Here is a 14,654-nt window from a genome sequence, read left to right as displayed (position 1 = left end):
CGTACTGCCTTCCAGCTTTGGATTTTTCCCCAGGCTGTACTCCTTTTCACTATTGGCCTTGACGACGAGCTCAAAGACGGATGGGGTAAAGCTTTGATCGTAGCTTAGCTGTAGCCACTGGATCGTTGGAGCCTCTGGAGCTGGGGATGGCAGACCATTCCAGAACTTCTGATCGTGCTTGAGCGCATTCTGCGGAATGTTGTCATTTTGAGAAATGCTTGCGCTGATCGAAAGTAATTTAGCTTTGGGGGGTGTGCCTGTTGGCTCCAGCTCAGCATTTCGCTGGTAAAGCGGCTGGCTAGCCAGGTGCTGGCATCTCTTTCTATTTGGTGGCCCAGCGGATCGCCGCCGTATTCCAGCGCAAACCAGAGCGGCCATTCAAGAGGATCGGCGGAAAGCGCTTCTGGTAAGGCAGGCAAGCCTGATGAGGCTGATTTTTTTTCTAAGGCAAAAGAAAATGTTTCTCTGTCAGTGCCTAAAAATGGGGTGATGGTTTTATTTTTATCCTGATAAGGGCTGCTGATGCTTTGAGCAAGTTGTACGGAGGGTTGCGGCCATGTTGCTAATACGGAGTGCTCCGTTGTATTAAGGTAGTCGCGGTAGATTTTGTAATGGGTATTTAAAGACGCCGGCCGCTCTTCCCATTGCAAGGCGAGACGCAGGCTTGAGATGGGTTTAACTAGGCATTCTTTGTGCGCAACAGCCAAGCGGTGCCCTGCTGAAATGGGGCCGGGGAAGGCATCAAAGGGTGCGCTGATATCGGCCACACTGCTGTTACTGCGTACTGCATCTGGGGTGAGGCCATCGCATTCTACCGCCAGCACCATGTCATTCAGTTGTAGTGTTTGCCAGTTGGCTAGGTTGGCGATTCCTGAGCCGGTGCGTAACTGGAAGGCGAGCCAAGGCGTGGCCTGCTCCTCCGTACCAATGGCCGCTGCGGATTCATCAAGCAGCCATGAAACGGTCAGTTTTTCCTGACCTGTGTATACACCATCCGCTGCAATTTTTCTGCTGACTATTGCCTTGTCCAGCACCATTTCGCCCTGCGCCGTACTGGCGCTGACTTGCCAGCAGCGATTAAAAGGATCGCTCAACCCGGTATCAGATCCAAGCGGACTTAGCTTGCTGATCCAGCTGCGGGCATCATTACCATAGAAAGAGATATGGATGCTTCGCTTGCCTGCGGATAGCCAAAGCTGTGGGGAGACCAGACGAAAGCCGGGGGCAAAGAGGGTGCTGCTGGCATCGGGCCTGTCGCTGCCAAATACTGCGCAAGCCGCTTCCGGCCATTTAATGCCAGTGGCTTCGTTGAGGCAATGGCGCTGCCAAAGTTGGGCGTTTAGATCACTGTCGTAACTTTGGCCCAAGGTGATGACGCGGCTTAGCTTGGCTGCTGAAAGGGGTAAGGGATCCAGACTGCTGTAAAGCAATTCTTTTTCCTGCTGATCCAGCCCAGCAGAAAACACGCTGCCTGCAGGTAGCACGGTGCGCTCTGCGCCTTCGGCTAGGGTGAGCAGTAAATCTGCTTCATCGGGTGTGCCAGGCTTGGGGGCCAGATGCAGTATCTGCCGGTAGTAATGCTGGCGATGCTGCTCTGTGAGTGCGGCAAAGGCGGCACGGGGATGGCGCTGCAGCTTTAAAAAAGCAAGCAGTAAAGCCAGATCCGGGCGGGCAATGCGTTGTTTTAATAAAGGCGGTAGCGCCGTGCCATGATCCAGCCAGGCGGCCAGTGCTGGCCAGTCGTCTCTTGCTGGCAAGAGCGCCGCCCAGTTGCCCGCAACGGATCCTGACGGCGCATAAAAGCGTAGGCGCTCGGCAAGGTCTTGCCATTGTTTGAGCCAGTCTAGGCTGTTACGTTCTTCAATGCTGAAGTGGGTGGCAGCCTGCGCGGGCAGCTTGCGCTGATCCTGCAGGCTTCCTGTAGAGGACAGGGAGATGAGCGTGTCTTGGTCCATATCAGCTTTAAGAGAGGTTTAGACGGTTTTGAGTTTGATGGGCGCAGGAAGCGCTTTACCAATTTGCGGTGCTTTGTATTCGCTGTGGTCATCCGGCTTGGGCGGCCCCGGTGGATTGGGCTGCATGGCGGGTGCTGTGGTTTTTCCTACAACAGGCACAGGCGCTTGCAAAAGCACGGCTTTGTTTTCAACTTTCAGTTTTTTACTGAGCTGCTCGGGTTTTTCTGCGTCGGCCTGTACCAATAAAGCGCCGGGAATCACAAAGGCACCGGCCATATAGGGACTGGGCATTTTGACTTTGGCGATGTCACCCTGGAGTACCACTGGTTTGCCCATTACTTTTAGTTTGCTTGCACTGCTGCTCAGTGTGAGCATCACCGGCGCTAAAAGTATGGCCGCACCCAGCTGTGGCTTGCACATGATCTGCTGGCTGGTGCACAACACCGGTTTACTGCTCACAAAACGGCCTCGGATAAATAAAACGGATAGACCATATTGCTGCGGGTATTGGTTGCCCGCACGGTGTAATCAATGTGTAAATTGATACAGCCATCGCCTCCCGATTGCGCCATAACGCTATTTAGATCAATGCGCGGCTCATGATTGAGCAGGGCGTCGTGCACGCTGAGCTCCAGCTGGCGAATCGTAGATGCCTCAATCGAGCCGAACATTTGCTGCGCAAGCTGGGAGCCATAATCTGGGCGCATGACGCGCTCGCCCAGGGTGGTGCCAAGGATCAAATTCAGGGCTTGCTGTATCAGTGGCTCGCCCTGATGCATAAGTGGTGATACGCCAGGGGCGGTAAAGGTGGGAGGAAACGCCCAGCCTGAGCCTAAAAATGGATAGTTGTTCATCGTTGCCTTAGCTGATGTTGACGAAACCAGATACTTTTATTTCGACATTGCTTGCGCTTTTGATGGCGATTTTTTTTCCTTCGATGCTTACATTTGCATCTTTGCTCTTGATGGCAATGCCTTTATCAAAAACCAGCGTGCTTTTCTCATCGCCTATCGATAGCCCTTTTTCTGCAGAGAGTTTGATCGCCGGTTTTTTTTCTGCGGCGGAGAGCGTTAATTCTTTGCTTTTCTCATCCATCAGCCATTGCAAGCCTTTCTCTTCGAGTACCAATCCAAATTTGGGCATTTCTTTGGCATAGCTGATGGGGGGAAGCTGCTTGGGGTTGTGGACTGAAGCTAAAATTACCGGGCAATTCCAGTTGTCGCCAATAAAGCCGACCACCACTTCATCGTCTTTTTTAGGGGGTAAATACAGCCCTTTTTTATTCCCTGCTAAAGGCGTACCCAGCCTTGCCCAGACTAAGGCCTCGTTTTTTAGACCGGATAACTTGACCTGAAAGCGCAGTAATCCATCTGGGTCATCTTTAAAATCTGCAATTTTCCCAAACATCAGCGGCGGGATAGGAAGTACTTCTGGTGCCCAGTAGCGCTCCGGCTCCATGCCGAGCGTCAGGGTGGTGCGCACGCTCTTTTTTTCTACAGATAAATTAAAACCGCTGATCCAGTACGGCTCTGCAAAACGGGTGCCTGCTTTGATGATTTTGATGTTGTCGCCCACTTTTGCGGCAAAATAGCCCTCAATTTCCACACTGCCCTGCCGGTGGGCCAACCGAGCCGCCAGAATTCTGGCTTTGGCATCGGCCTCGCATTCTTCCTTGCTGATTGCGGAAGATTGTGTGTATGCCAGTTTTTTTAAGCCGAGTTTTTTAGCCGCCTTATCCGCTCTACCTGTGGCTTTGGCTGGAGGTGATTTAATCAGCTTTTGTGTTTTGATATCCCATGCAGAAACTTCTGTTTCAGCCAGTAGCCGTGTGGCGTCTTCCCCTAAATTGAGGCTGATAATGGAAGACAGGCCAATAGTGATTTCCTTTAGGTTAGAAGAAAAAGAGGGGGCGCTGACCGTGACGCCCTCTAAGCCGGAAATCAGGACTAAGCCATTTGCTGCAGCACGGTGGCGGGCAAAATTCCAAGGGCTGGTGGGGGGTAAAATACGCTGTTTGCAAGCTAGGCTGGCGGCGTTTCCTGTTTTAATGGTAACGCCCGCATCCTTGAGTATTTTCTCAATGAGCTTGTTGTCGTTGCTTTCTGTTTGCTGATTATTAACGTTGCCGAGTAACCCCTCCCCGGCTTTAACCGCAGAGCAATAAGCCACCAAAAGCATTTGTGGGTGTTTGTCTTCTATTTGAAAGCGACGCTCAATCAAAAATCCTTTAAAAAGGGATACTGCTTTGGTTTCTCCTGCCGGGGTAATGCTGAGGGTGACTTCGCTTCCCAGTTCAGCCGTGTCATACCCCTTGGGCCAGCTCGTGTTTTCTATATTTTCACCATCAAGCGTGATACTGACGCGGCTGGGGTGGTTGGCGCCTGCGTCGTACTCCAGATGGCTGATGGTTTCTAAGCTTAGCGGTGTGTTGCCAGCTAACAGATACGAAATACGGGCCACTTTCATGCCGCCCCTCCGCTTAGCGTTTTGCTAAATGGGGAGAATTCCAGTACCTGGCCTGCGTGCAGCTGACGCGGGCTATTTAGCCCATTCAACCTTGCCACTTGTGGGGCGAGCGTGGAATCGCCATAAATTTGCCAGGTTTTATGATCCAGCCGATCGCCTTCAACGACTTGGCGATAATGGGTTAAATCGGGCGAGTTGAGCTTTGCTTCTTTATCCCGCTCTTTTTTGGTAATGGCCTCGCCAAACTTGCATTCGATTTCTACGTGTGTGGGAACGCCCTTCCGGCTGCTATGTTTTTCTTTGACTTTCATCGAAAGCAGCACGCCCTTAAATGCGCCATTGCTACTGGATGAAAGCGGCATCCCCCAGCTGATTGTGAGGCTGCGTGGCTTATGCGAGCTGCCCTCGACTTTGTATAAATGGTTATATAGCTTTTTGAGCAGACCACTGGCCGAGTTATTCGTGGTGTCATTAAAGCTGCGAACGTCTTGAAAATGGACTTTGTGAATCACCAGTGTGATCGACATTTCTGCATTCTTGCTGCCAGTAAAACACATGCCACCGCTGGCATCGCCAATAGTGGAGGACTGGCGGTATTCATTGCCCATCTCGACATTAAGGCTGTCGGGTAAATAGGCAATTTCCAGCACCTCTTTAGACTTCATGCGCTCAGCATCAGAGAATGCTTGGATTTTTATTGTGGGCAGAAATTTTTCAATTCCGGCTTTGGATGTAAGGGTGTTCATTGGCGGAGTCCTTACCAGCGTTTGTATTCTTGGCACTGACGCAGCGCCTGTTGCAGCGCTTGTCGTTGTTGAATTTTGGGCTGAGTTTGTGCCTGAGCCGTGGAAACAGGCGGAGGGCTGCTTCTGGCGTCAATTTCTACCCGGACGCTTAGCTCGCGAATCAGAATAGTCATAGCGTAAAGGGCCGGATATAGCAGTAATCGAAGGACATTTCTTCGATAATCACGTCATTACGGGATGCATCTAGCGTGCCCCAGTCTATTTTGCGTAATATCGCGTTTTCAATTTGCCACGCTGCTTTGGGTAGCCCCAAGCTATCGATTGAGCAGACCATTAAATCGCAACGTAAAAGTCTTTCATTCCAGTAATGCATTTGCGCCATATTGCTGGCAGAGAGCATTGAAGGCTTGCCGTCACCGCTAAAGACTAAACCCCGTTTTAGCGATAATTTTTTGATTGTTTCGTCTTTGACTAAGAAGGGCTGATTGCTTTCCCATTTCACATCCCGCTCAATATCTAAATTGCCGACGGATTGAAAACGGATATCGGTGGCTAATGGCACAAGGCCTGCGCTGATAAAGACAGAGAAACGATAGGCGGGCAAAGGTGGGATCTGGCTGATGAGGCCCTGGCCGATCCCTTTGCTGACTTTTGCGGCTTTTGTTGCGATTTTGCCCAGGCTTAAAGCCATATAGCCACTCCTTGCTTGTGGGGAAAAAGCTGGCTGTGTGAACAGCCAGCCAACTCACAGACTTTTAGTGAAAGGTGATGGAGATGTTGTCTGCCATCAGCTCTAATTGCTCTAGAGCCACTTCATTTGAGCCGCCATTAAAGCTTGGAGCGGTCAGCTTTTTAGGGAAAGCATTGGTAACGTTCCAGCTTACAACCGGCGTGGTACCCGTTGCGTCGGTCAGGCTGACCACAATGTCGCGTTTCTCAACTTTGTTAAGAGAAATGCTGTTAATCCATGTGTAAAACTCGCTTTTGGCTTTGACCAAACCGCGTTTGAGCGTGATGTTGATATCCGATTGCTGGCCCGGCATATGCAATTTGCCCATGCCATCTTTATACGTAATGGTTTCATACGCGATGTCCAGACCAGACACTTCAGAGAAAGAGAAAGATTCCCCGCCCACGCTCACAACAAAGCGATAGACCGGAATAGGGTAGTTATTGGCGATTTCTTCAGGTTTTACGGCCATGATCAGCTCCTAATCAGGAAATAGTTTTGTGAGAGAAAGACAACTCAATAAATTCGGCAGGGCGAACTGCGGCCAGACCGATTTTTACTTTCATCAAGCCGTTATTGATATCGTCTTCGGTCATGGTCTGATTCAGGCCAATGTTCACGTAAAAGGCTTGTTCGGTACTTTCACCGAATAAAGCACCATCTAGCCACATTCCACGCAAATACGATTCGATCATGGATTTGACTTTGAGCCAGGTCATTGGGGTGTTGGGCTCGAATACGGCAAAGTAAGTGGCTTTTTTGATGGACTCTTCCACTGTATTGAATAGACGGCGAACGTTGATATAACGCCATTCGTTATCATTACCCATCAGCGTGCGGGCACCCCAGACTAAAGTGCCCTTGCCGGTAAAGGCGCGAATCGCATTAATTGATTTGCCGGCTACCGGATCCACATTGAGCGAAGCTTGATCATCATTAGTGATCAGTACTTCAGGCCCGATCACCTGTGCCAGTGCTACATTAGCGGGTGCTTTCCATACACCGCGTGCGGCGTCGGTTTGGGCATAAACGCCTGCGATGGCTGCCGAAGGTGGCAGGGAGACTGTTTTCTGGGTTAGGAAGGCTTTGACTTGGGCGTATTCGGCATCATTGACTAATTTTAAGGCGTCGAGGGTTACTACCTTGTCAGGTGCAGTGCCATAGGCAAAACCCTCGAGTTTGATTTCTTTGTCTGCGTAAGGGTATGCCAAAGTTGTTTTTAGTTTTGGGTAATAGGCGGCGCCATACTTGAGGCTGGAGTGCGCAGGCACCTTTTCGCGCAAGTTTACTGCTGACGTGGCCACTTCTTTGTCATGAATCACATCAATTAATACAAAACGATCTTGTAGTTTTTCCGCTTGCCTGAGCGCAGGAACGGCGAAACTGTCGTAGTAAATTGTTTTGTCTTCAAATTGAGCCGCATCGGGGCACAGTAATAGCGTGACTTCATCGATTTTTTCGATCGCGGCCAAGCCCTTATCAATTTGCTCTTTTTTGGTTTTTACGTCTGTGTCAGCGTAAGTTCCAACGGCAATAATATATGCAGCACCACCGCCATTAGCAAAGTAGTTGTTAATGGCGTAATACATTGCATAGAGATGGCCTGTTGTGGCAACAAACGACAAGTTAGCGCTAATTGCGTCTTTTGTAACCGTAGCCGTAATGTTTTTGGCTTGGCCAAAATACTGAATATATTCCAGTAAAGAGGTAATACGGCGAACGCAGACATTGCTTGCGCTGGGCGTTGTTTCTTTGCCGTCGTTATCGTAGGCTTTTTCAACTAGGCCGATAAAAGCGGGTACAGCGGTTTCAACCTGTGCTACGGAGGAAGCAAAAAAAGGGACTTCCTTGATATAAACGTCTGGGGTTTTGTATGTGCTCATCCGAATGATCCTTGCTGTTCCCCGGGGAACGCCGGCCCATCGTGAAACGACAGGCCGGGTATAGGGGCGGGATAAATAGAGGGGGTATTGCGGGGCGGTTACTTGTGAATATGCAAGTGTGTTGCCGGGGACGGGCAAGAGCCGTTGTGGTGAATCTATCTTAGCCCTAGTCTGCCTGATTAGGGGCGGTGCACTTCACGCTCTGTGTATGCGCTGGTTTTTTGGGTTTGTATGGCGCTAAGAAGAAATGATTTATTGCGTGCTGACAATGGCATACCACTGCTGCCAGCCTTCTAGGGCTTCCCTCCAGCTGAGGCAGCTGGCGTAATTAAGGCTGACTGTGCTGAGTGCGGCAAGGTCATTAGTGGCTCCGGCTTGATTAAGAGCTGGGGCGGCGGTGGGGGAAGAGGCGGGCAAATGGGTGGCGCGGTCGTGCTGCATGCGCCAAGCAACAGGTAAAATAATCCGCTGCGGAAGCTGTTCACGGTAATCACGAAATTGCTGCTCCAGTTGTTCAAGTTGTAAAACCTGGCGCTGCTGCTGCGCTGTTTGTTGCTTACGCAGTGCATGCAGGGCTACTTCAGCTGATTGCTGTTGTCTAACTATTTTTACCGCAACTTCTTTTTTTTGCGCTTGCATTGCCCGCTCGCGGGCAAACAGAAACCCTGCCGCAAAAGAGAGGCATAGGCTGCAAATTAAAAGGGCTATTTTCATTACACGTTGGCAGATTGCGCATCTAAAAATTGATAACGATTTCGGCGCTTGAGCATGATATTGCTGACGTATTCGCGGCTAATGGCATAAAAAGATCGCTTGCCATAGCCTGTAGTGCGGCTGGGCCCAGCGGCTAATTCAACATGCCCAAACCAGTGATCGGGCTTACACCCGCGCTGTGCTGCGCAGCGGCTGCGGCTGATGGCCAGCATGCCCGGCCCCGCGTTATAGCAATTGAGTGACATGGCCAAGTGTTCTTTGGTGTTGGCAGTGCCGCGGATTGGGGTGTAGCACTGTTTATCCTGTAAAACCAGCGCTCGGGCCTGTAATGCTGGGTTGTAGGGGGCCGCCCACGACCAGTTGGCAAGCAATGCGCCGTATTGGCGTTTGAGCGCGGATAAAGTATCAAAGCGCGCTGTACGAGTGATTTGCCCCAGGCCGATGCCGTGTTCCCTGGATGTTTTTAGCTCGGCACGCTCAGACCAGCATTGAGCCGAGTGCAGGCTGGGGCAGGTTTCTTGTTCTACTTGAGCAGCAAGTACGGAAGGTGCAGGATGATCCGGCCAGAAGCGTTGTTGCTCAGTCAGTAAGATGGGCAGATTGCGGTAGGCATGGGCGGGCAGGCCGCCAGGAAGGCTGCTTGCGTGGCCGGGGGCAATAAATAGCAGAACAAAAGAGAGAATCAGCACACTTTTAAATAGAATGACGGCCGCAAAAATAATGGCACTGGCTAAGGGGTCCTCGTATGCCTTATGAACTAAGGTGCCCATTTGAACAAAGGGGAGCAATACTCTGCGCAAAATATGCATCATGAGAATCATGGTGATCAGCACAAAGGCAAGGGCAGAAAGCAGATCGCCAGGCGTGCCGCCCCAGGATAAATGATTGAGCGCCAGCATGGTGATGCCAGCAACTGCCGCTAACAGTAACAAGCGTTGGAAATCACCACGCAGATCGTGGATATGGCGTTTTAGCCATGGGAGATCGGCCCAATGACGCAGCAGCGTTTTTAGCATGGAAACCTCGGTCAGTGAGAAGGTGGTTCAGGGGGCTTGAGGAGTTAAGGCGACTTACTGAATGGTGCGGAAAGGGCTGAGTATAAAAAGGAGGTTATTTAAGGCTGTATCTGAACCATATCCAAAGCGCGAGCAGCGCTACGCTTACAGTCATTAACCAGCGGGCCATATTACCTAAGGCACGCAGCAGGTTAAAAGCGCCGCGCGTGGTTTCCCATGCGGCCAGTAAATCGCGTAAATCATGCAGCACCTCGCTGAGCTCACGTAGTGTTTTTTGCTCGGAATCACGCTGGCGCACGACTTCTGCCAGCGTGTTCTCGATGGCATTGAGCCTTTGGTCGTAATTGGAAAAGCGGTCAGTCATTGAACTTCTCGATCAGAATGATTTGTTTTTATGATGGTTTAATTCATCCGTGGGCTTGTCTGCTTTTACAGGGAATGACTTTAATGTACCTAGATAGGGTGGCCTGCCAATTGGCGCTGAGTAATGCAAAAATATTTCCCAGCGGTTTTTGAAGAAGGCCTTAAGGTATTGGTGTTGGTGTTGGTGTTGGTGTTGGTGTTGGTGTTGGTGTTGGTGTTGGTGTTGGTGTTGGTGTTGGTGTTGGTGTTGGTGTTGGTGTTGGTGTTGGTGTTGGTGTTGGTGTTGGTGTTGGTGGGAATAATTGGCGAAGAGTGCTTCGATCATCTAAGACATACAGAGCCGTCAGTTCGTGTTTTTGGTTATCTTTTGCAATATAGATTTTATCCAGCAGGCGGGGCGGGGTGAGTCCTGATGACGGGATGAATAGGCTCATGGTTAGCTCACTTTATAAGTGCCGACTAAGATGGCGCCTGCAGTCAGATGCTCTTTTATTTTTTTTTGTATGTTGTCTGGGGTGTCAGAGGCCTCATCAAGAAAAACAAAAAGTTGCTGGATGTTGAGAGCCAAGCCACTGTTGTCGCAAATTAATCCACTGATGTTTTTATCACCTACACCTTTTTTTAAATGAATTGCGACGCCTTTTTCGTCACAAATTAAGCCACTATTCTCTGGTTTCTTTAAAGATAAAGTTTGCCCTTCTTTGTTAAGCCCAGCGCCAGCTTTCAAGTAATCCAGATCGGCTCTGCGTACCCATTGGGGGTTAGCAATATCGGTGCTTTTCATAATCCATAAGGTGCCGCCATTGATATCCCCTTGTTTAATAAAAACAGCGCTACCTGTTTGTGGGTTTTCTTGCTTATCCCAAAGCCCCACACTTATTTTCCATAAGCAATTGTGTGTCTTATTTGCTTGATTCGTTAAAAGAACAAGATTTCCTTCTGTTAGCTTGACGTTATCGACGCTTGCGTCTTTGCCGGGTATTCCTTTATATCCGTTGGCACCGTCATTGATGGGCAGGTTTGCAGTGACAACCGCTTCTGCGTTGTCATATTGGGTGAGCCCCACTGCGTTATCTGTTACATATTCGCGAATGGCCTGAACCGTGGCCAGGGTGCTGTTTGCCTCTTCCGTACTTCCCAATCTTGTGTTGATGACTTGACCGATCGTTGTGCCGTTGCCGATGGTTAAAGTTTTGCTTATTAAGTTTCTTTCAAAAGTAGCATCACTTTTGACCAGCAGATTACCTGATGTGTTGTCGCCAATAGTTATGGAGCTGGCGGTTAAGCCTTTTTTAAAGGTGGCGTCATTTTTGACCAACAGCTTGCCTTGCTCGCTTCCATCTGCAGCCACGGAACCTATGCTTAAGTCTTTTTCAAAGGTAGCTCCGCCTTTAACCAGCAGCGCGCCTTGCCCGATTCCGTTGATGGTCACGGAGTCAGCGCTTAAACCTTTTTTAAAGGTTGCGTTATTTTGGACCAGCAGCTTGCCTTGCTCGCTTCCATCTGTAGCCACGGAACCTATGCTTAAGTCTTTTTCAAAGGTAGCCCCGCCTTTAACCAGCAGCGCGCCTTGCCCGATTCCGTTGATGGTTACGGAGTCAGCGCTTAAACCTTTTTTGAAGGTGGCGTCATTTTTGACCAACAGCGAGCCTAGCTCGCTTCCATCTGTAGCCACGGAGCCTATGGTTAAGTCTTTTTCAAAGGTGGTAGCACTTTTGACCAGTAATTTATCTTTATCGTTTTCGCCGATGGTCAGTGATACCCCTCCACTTTCTTTGATCGCAACAATTTTGTCTTCTTGCTGATGGATGGTCTGGTCAAAGATCATGGAAAAGTCGCTTTGGCTGGGCTTGTCTCCTGCCTGAAAGCGCTCACGGAGGGTGGATCTAGATTTTGTGGGATTAGAATTGTTCATGTTTTGCTCTGAAAACGAGGGGGGACCACCCAAGCTGTCCGCTTGGCGAATGCCGTCTGTTCAGTATTTGGATTTGATGAAGGGGTATTTCGCCTTGGAGCCAAGGCGTGGGTGGCAAGGCCATTATGGCAAAGCTAGGGTGATATGGTGAAAGATGCGCACACGCTGGGTGTAGATCAGTATAAACGGCCTTAGCGGCAGGCATGAATCTGGTGCAGATTCAGGTGTGGGTATTGCAGAGCGGTGTAGCAACTTGCTACACCGTGATGATCGCCGCTGCGTTATGTTAATAAGCAAGCGGCCATAGTAACTTGCTGTATGTATTTAACCAATGAGCTTATGCAGGAATTGTTCCAGCTTGGTAATTTGCGCGCTACTGAGCGCTTGCCGCTGCAATTTGATGGTGAGGTGCTTATGATCGCAAACTAAAGTGCCTAGTTTTTTCCCTGCTTTAGAAAAATCAACAGGCAATGCGCGCTCGTGCGGATCGCTATCTGTGTGGGTTCTGATCTTTATTTCGCGGCTTATCCAAGCGGCCAGCTTGGATTGCTCCAGCTCTCCCCGCTCTAATTGTTGCCAGCCATCATCAAGCACGACCAGCGCGAGCACTTCGTCAACACCTTGCAAAACGCGGCGGACATCGGCGGCCGCAGCGCGGGAAAGCAGGCGTGGATTTTTTTCAAGGCTGTTTTGAATATGCTCGGGTAATGTTTCAAAAGCGAAGTAGCGGTACATATCTTCGCGGTTGATCCCCACTGATTCTGCCAAGCGTGTTTTGCTAGGGAACAGGTGCTCAATCTGGCGCAGGGCTTTGCCAATCTCATAGTCTGATAGATCAGCACGGTCTACGTTTTCGGCTAGCGCCATGACCGCCATTTCAGCATCGTGCATCGGGATAATAATGGCTTCAATCGATACTTTGCCTAGTAACTTGTGCGCACGCAGCCGGCGCTCACCAGCAATCAGCTGATAGCGATCCCCGTTCTGGCGTACGGATACGGGCTGCAGCAGGCCCGATTCTTGAATCGAAGTGGCCAGCATTTCCAGCTCATCTTGCAAGAAAGCTTTGCGGGGCTGATACGGGTTAGGGTCAATCAGCGCCACATCCAGCCGAGTGTGCTCCCTGCCTGCATCAAAATCTGTTTCTTGCTGGGCATCAGCGTGGCGTTGGCTGTTCTCGGCCAGTTTTTTTGCGAGCAGTGCTTTTAGATCTTTGGCCATTATTTTACGTCTGCCTTCATATTTAACTCATTCATAATATATTGCGTCAGCTCTTTGAATTCGCGCGTTACTTTTGCGGTGCGATCAATAACATGCAAGCTGGTCTGCGCCATAGCGGCCTGATTCACTTTGGTGCTGGTCGGTATTTTGATGGGGATAAGCTTGCCCAACTGCTCACGAGCCGCGTTTTCAATCAGCTTACAAACGGTTTGGCGCTCATCGTGCTTGATCAGCAAAGCCCCCAGTAGCTCCAGCCGCGGATTCACTCTACGAATTTTATTAACGTGCTTGAGCAAATCCGTTACGCCATACAAACCGTATTGCGACCCGGATTCAATTGGAATAATAAGATGGGTGGCTGCTGCCAGCGCATTGCTGGTGAGCAGTTTTAAAGAGGGCGGGCAATCGATAAGCACCACATCGTAGATGCCTTCAAGCGGCGCAAGCTTGGTGCGTAATTCTTCTGATGGCCGTGGCGTATCGTCTTTTAAATCATCCTCCGCTCGGCCCAGCCCCAACGAGCCATAAATGAGTGAGACACCCTCAATATTGGTGTCGTCATAAATAGCTTGGGGCAATTTTTCAATTTCAGATAAAAGCAGCTCAGCACACGTCACCGGCACTTCGCTGGGGTGCTTTTTGCCAATATGCATGCTGGCATTGGCTTGTGGGTCTAAATCCACCACCAAAACCGTTAAGCCATTACGGGCAAACTCCGCAGCTAAATTAACCACGGTAGTCGTCTTGCCACAGCCCCCTTTATGGTTGGCAACGGCAATCCATTTGGTCGAAATGTCGCTCATCTGTGTTCACTATGTATGATTTTTGTGCACGATACACTAGAAAATTTACGCTGTACACGGTGAGTTTTACGAGTAAAGAAAGTGTAGCAAGTTGCTACAGTTGTACATGTTTTGTTGTTTTTCATTATTGGGCAGGATGAACCAGCTGCTGTTTTGTGCGCGGGTATTCCTGTTTTGCAGGCTTATCTTCCTTAAAGAGGAGTGACCGCTTTGCCTGTGAGGTGTGGTAATTAAAGTAGTATCAAAAGGACATAAAATAAGTATCAAAAAGATATCAACGGGTTTCAATGGAAGTCAGAATGGTATCAAAAGGATATCAAAAGGATATCAAAAGGATATCAAAAGGATATCAAAAGGATATCAAAAGGATATCAAAAGGATATCAAAAGGATATCAAAAGGATATCAAAAGGATATCAAAAGGATATCAAAAGGATATCAAAAGGATATCAAAAGGATATCAAAAGGATATCAAAAGGATATCAAAAGGATATCAAAAGGATATCAAAAGGATATCAAAAGGATATCAAAAGGATATCAAAAGGATATCAAAAGGATATCAAAAGGATATCAAAAGGATATCAAAAGGATATCAAAAGGATATCAATGGAAATCAAGAAGGCATCAAAAGGACATCAAAATTAAGTAGATTAGCGAATATATTTTCCTTTGACCGTCCAAAAAGAGTATTTCCATTTTTTTTCCCCTAAAAATTAAGCATTTGCTATGCATTTGTTGCGAGGAAATGAGCAGTTGTGAAATAGCTCAATGTTTTTAGTTTTTTTCGAAAGGAGGCGTTCTTTTGATTTTCTTGTGTGATGTTTGGCGGTTGTCAAAAAATGG

17 protein-coding genes are annotated in these 14,654 nt (G+C 49.1%); 2 read left to right on the top strand and 15 right to left on the bottom strand.

Annotated elements, in window-relative coordinates; translation table 11 throughout:
- Positions 1-104: 104 nt before the first annotated feature.
- The 12 genes from C1H71_RS20855 to C1H71_RS20255 all read right to left on the bottom strand — a co-directional run bounded on the left by C1H71_RS20855 (position 105) and on the right by C1H71_RS20255 (position 9,874).
- Positions 105-1,955 carry a hypothetical protein gene (locus tag C1H71_RS20855; RefSeq protein WP_188053780.1) on the bottom strand — a complete coding sequence of 617 codons (1,851 nt, stop codon included), beginning with the start codon at positions 1,953-1,955 and terminating at the stop codon, positions 105-107.
- An 18-nt stretch (positions 1,956-1,973) separates the two neighbouring features.
- Entirely contained in the window at positions 1,974-2,414 is a 441-nt protein-coding gene (locus tag C1H71_RS20300) for a hypothetical protein (protein WP_130108409.1), read from the bottom strand.
- Complete coding sequence (locus tag C1H71_RS20295; RefSeq protein ID WP_130108408.1) at positions 2,411-2,809, bottom strand: GPW/gp25 family protein; 399 nt, start codon at positions 2,807-2,809, stop codon at positions 2,411-2,413. The genes C1H71_RS20300 and C1H71_RS20295 overlap by 4 nt, the downstream gene beginning before the upstream one ends.
- A gap of 7 nt (positions 2,810-2,816) precedes the next feature.
- A complete protein-coding gene (locus tag C1H71_RS20290) occupies positions 2,817-4,421 on the bottom strand; it encodes a phage baseplate assembly protein V (protein WP_130108407.1) in 1,605 nt (534 codons plus the stop codon).
- On the bottom strand, positions 4,418-5,167 hold the full coding sequence (locus tag C1H71_RS20285) for a CIS tube protein (protein WP_130108406.1): 750 nt from the start codon (positions 5,165-5,167) through the stop codon (positions 4,418-4,420). Before C1H71_RS20285 ends, C1H71_RS20290 begins: the two co-directional genes overlap by 4 nt.
- Before the next feature lie 11 nt (positions 5,168-5,178).
- Entirely contained in the window at positions 5,179-5,340 is a 162-nt protein-coding gene (locus C1H71_RS20850) for a hypothetical protein (RefSeq protein ID WP_188053778.1), read from the bottom strand.
- Positions 5,337-5,858 (bottom strand): phage tail protein, encoded by a 522-nt coding sequence (locus C1H71_RS20280; RefSeq protein WP_130108405.1) that lies wholly within the window; start codon positions 5,856-5,858, stop codon positions 5,337-5,339. Before C1H71_RS20280 ends, C1H71_RS20850 begins: the two co-directional genes overlap by 4 nt.
- A 64-nt stretch (positions 5,859-5,922) precedes the next feature.
- Positions 5,923-6,369, bottom strand: coding sequence for a phage tail protein (locus C1H71_RS20275; RefSeq protein ID WP_130108404.1), 447 nt, complete (start codon positions 6,367-6,369; stop codon positions 5,923-5,925).
- Between the two features lie 13 nt (positions 6,370-6,382).
- Complete coding sequence (locus tag C1H71_RS20270) at positions 6,383-7,780, bottom strand: phage tail sheath family protein (protein ID WP_130108403.1); 1,398 nt, start codon at positions 7,778-7,780, stop codon at positions 6,383-6,385.
- 252 nt (positions 7,781-8,032) lie between these two features.
- Complete coding sequence (locus tag C1H71_RS20265; protein ID WP_130108402.1) at positions 8,033-8,494, bottom strand: hypothetical protein; 462 nt, start codon at positions 8,492-8,494, stop codon at positions 8,033-8,035.
- Positions 8,494-9,510, bottom strand: coding sequence for a hypothetical protein (locus tag C1H71_RS20260; RefSeq protein WP_130108401.1), 1,017 nt, complete (start codon positions 9,508-9,510; stop codon positions 8,494-8,496). Before C1H71_RS20260 ends, C1H71_RS20265 begins: the two co-directional genes overlap by 1 nt.
- Before the next feature lie 94 nt (positions 9,511-9,604).
- On the bottom strand, positions 9,605-9,874 hold the full coding sequence (locus C1H71_RS20255) for a hypothetical protein (protein WP_130108400.1): 270 nt from the start codon (positions 9,872-9,874) through the stop codon (positions 9,605-9,607).
- 123 nt (positions 9,875-9,997) lie between these two features.
- Between C1H71_RS20255 and C1H71_RS20250 the strand changes: the two genes are divergently transcribed.
- Positions 9,998-10,279: a hypothetical protein gene (locus C1H71_RS20250; RefSeq protein ID WP_130108399.1), complete on the top strand. Its 282-nt coding sequence runs from the start codon at positions 9,998-10,000 to the stop codon at positions 10,277-10,279.
- Between the two features lie 30 nt (positions 10,280-10,309).
- On the opposite strand, the gene C1H71_RS20245 is transcribed toward C1H71_RS20250, so the two are convergent.
- The 3 genes from C1H71_RS20245 to C1H71_RS20235 form a co-directional block, all read right to left on the bottom strand.
- On the bottom strand, positions 10,310-11,788 hold the full coding sequence (locus C1H71_RS20245; RefSeq protein ID WP_130108398.1) for a hypothetical protein: 1,479 nt from the start codon (positions 11,786-11,788) through the stop codon (positions 10,310-10,312).
- A gap of 324 nt (positions 11,789-12,112) precedes the next feature.
- The gene (locus C1H71_RS20240) at positions 12,113-13,009 is read right to left on the bottom strand and encodes a ParB/RepB/Spo0J family partition protein (protein ID WP_130108397.1); all 897 of its coding nucleotides are present in this window, start codon (positions 13,007-13,009) and stop codon (positions 12,113-12,115) included.
- Positions 13,009-13,812: a ParA family protein gene (locus tag C1H71_RS20235; RefSeq protein ID WP_308418319.1), complete on the bottom strand. Its 804-nt coding sequence runs from the start codon at positions 13,810-13,812 to the stop codon at positions 13,009-13,011. The genes C1H71_RS20240 and C1H71_RS20235 overlap by 1 nt, the downstream gene beginning before the upstream one ends.
- A gap of 299 nt (positions 13,813-14,111) precedes the next feature.
- Between C1H71_RS20235 and C1H71_RS20230 the strand changes: the two genes are divergently transcribed.
- Entirely contained in the window at positions 14,112-14,456 is a 345-nt protein-coding gene (locus C1H71_RS20230; protein ID WP_130108396.1) for a hypothetical protein, read from the top strand.
- Positions 14,457-14,654: the final 198 nt, after the last annotated feature.

It is taken from the genome of Iodobacter fluviatilis (assembly GCF_004194535.1).
In the GTDB taxonomy this organism is placed as follows: Bacteria; Pseudomonadota; Gammaproteobacteria; order Burkholderiales; family Chitinibacteraceae; genus Iodobacter; species Iodobacter fluviatilis_A.
This window is presented reverse-complemented; position numbering and strand designations above follow the sequence as displayed.

Excerpts from the sequence above, each read along its gene's own strand:
- C1H71_RS20275 (WP_130108404.1), bottom strand. The coding sequence starts at position 6,369 with ATGGCCGTAAAACCTGAAGAAATCGCCAATAACTACCCTATTCCGGTC.
- C1H71_RS20280 (WP_130108405.1), bottom strand. The coding sequence starts at position 5,858 with ATGGCTTTAAGCCTGGGCAAAATCGCAACAAAAGCCGCAAAAGTCAGC.
- C1H71_RS20265 (WP_130108402.1), bottom strand. The coding sequence starts at position 8,494 with ATGAAAATAGCCCTTTTAATTTGCAGCCTATGCCTCTCTTTTGCGGCA.
- C1H71_RS20230 (WP_130108396.1), top strand. The coding sequence starts at position 14,112 with ATGGTATCAAAAGGATATCAAAAGGATATCAAAAGGATATCAAAAGGA.
- C1H71_RS20850 (WP_188053778.1), bottom strand. The coding sequence starts at position 5,340 with ATGACTATTCTGATTCGCGAGCTAAGCGTCCGGGTAGAAATTGACGCC.
- C1H71_RS20250 (WP_130108399.1), top strand. The coding sequence starts at position 9,998 with ATGCAAAAATATTTCCCAGCGGTTTTTGAAGAAGGCCTTAAGGTATTG.
- C1H71_RS20855 (WP_188053780.1), bottom strand. The coding sequence starts at position 1,955 with ATGGACCAAGACACGCTCATCTCCCTGTCCTCTACAGGAAGCCTGCAG.
- C1H71_RS20290 (WP_130108407.1), bottom strand. The coding sequence starts at position 4,421 with ATGAAAGTGGCCCGTATTTCGTATCTGTTAGCTGGCAACACACCGCTA.
- C1H71_RS20285 (WP_130108406.1), bottom strand. The coding sequence starts at position 5,167 with ATGAACACCCTTACATCCAAAGCCGGAATTGAAAAATTTCTGCCCACA.
- C1H71_RS20270 (WP_130108403.1), bottom strand. The coding sequence starts at position 7,780 with ATGAGCACATACAAAACCCCAGACGTTTATATCAAGGAAGTCCCTTTT.
- C1H71_RS20260 (WP_130108401.1), bottom strand. The coding sequence starts at position 9,510 with ATGCTAAAAACGCTGCTGCGTCATTGGGCCGATCTCCCATGGCTAAAA.
- C1H71_RS20255 (WP_130108400.1), bottom strand. The coding sequence starts at position 9,874 with ATGACTGACCGCTTTTCCAATTACGACCAAAGGCTCAATGCCATCGAG.
- C1H71_RS20295 (WP_130108408.1), bottom strand. The coding sequence starts at position 2,809 with ATGAACAACTATCCATTTTTAGGCTCAGGCTGGGCGTTTCCTCCCACC.
- C1H71_RS20245 (WP_130108398.1), bottom strand. The coding sequence starts at position 11,788 with ATGAACAATTCTAATCCCACAAAATCTAGATCCACCCTCCGTGAGCGC.
- C1H71_RS20235 (WP_308418319.1), bottom strand. The coding sequence starts at position 13,812 with ATGAGCGACATTTCGACCAAATGGATTGCCGTTGCCAACCATAAAGGG.
- C1H71_RS20240 (WP_130108397.1), bottom strand. The coding sequence starts at position 13,009 with ATGGCCAAAGATCTAAAAGCACTGCTCGCAAAAAAACTGGCCGAGAAC.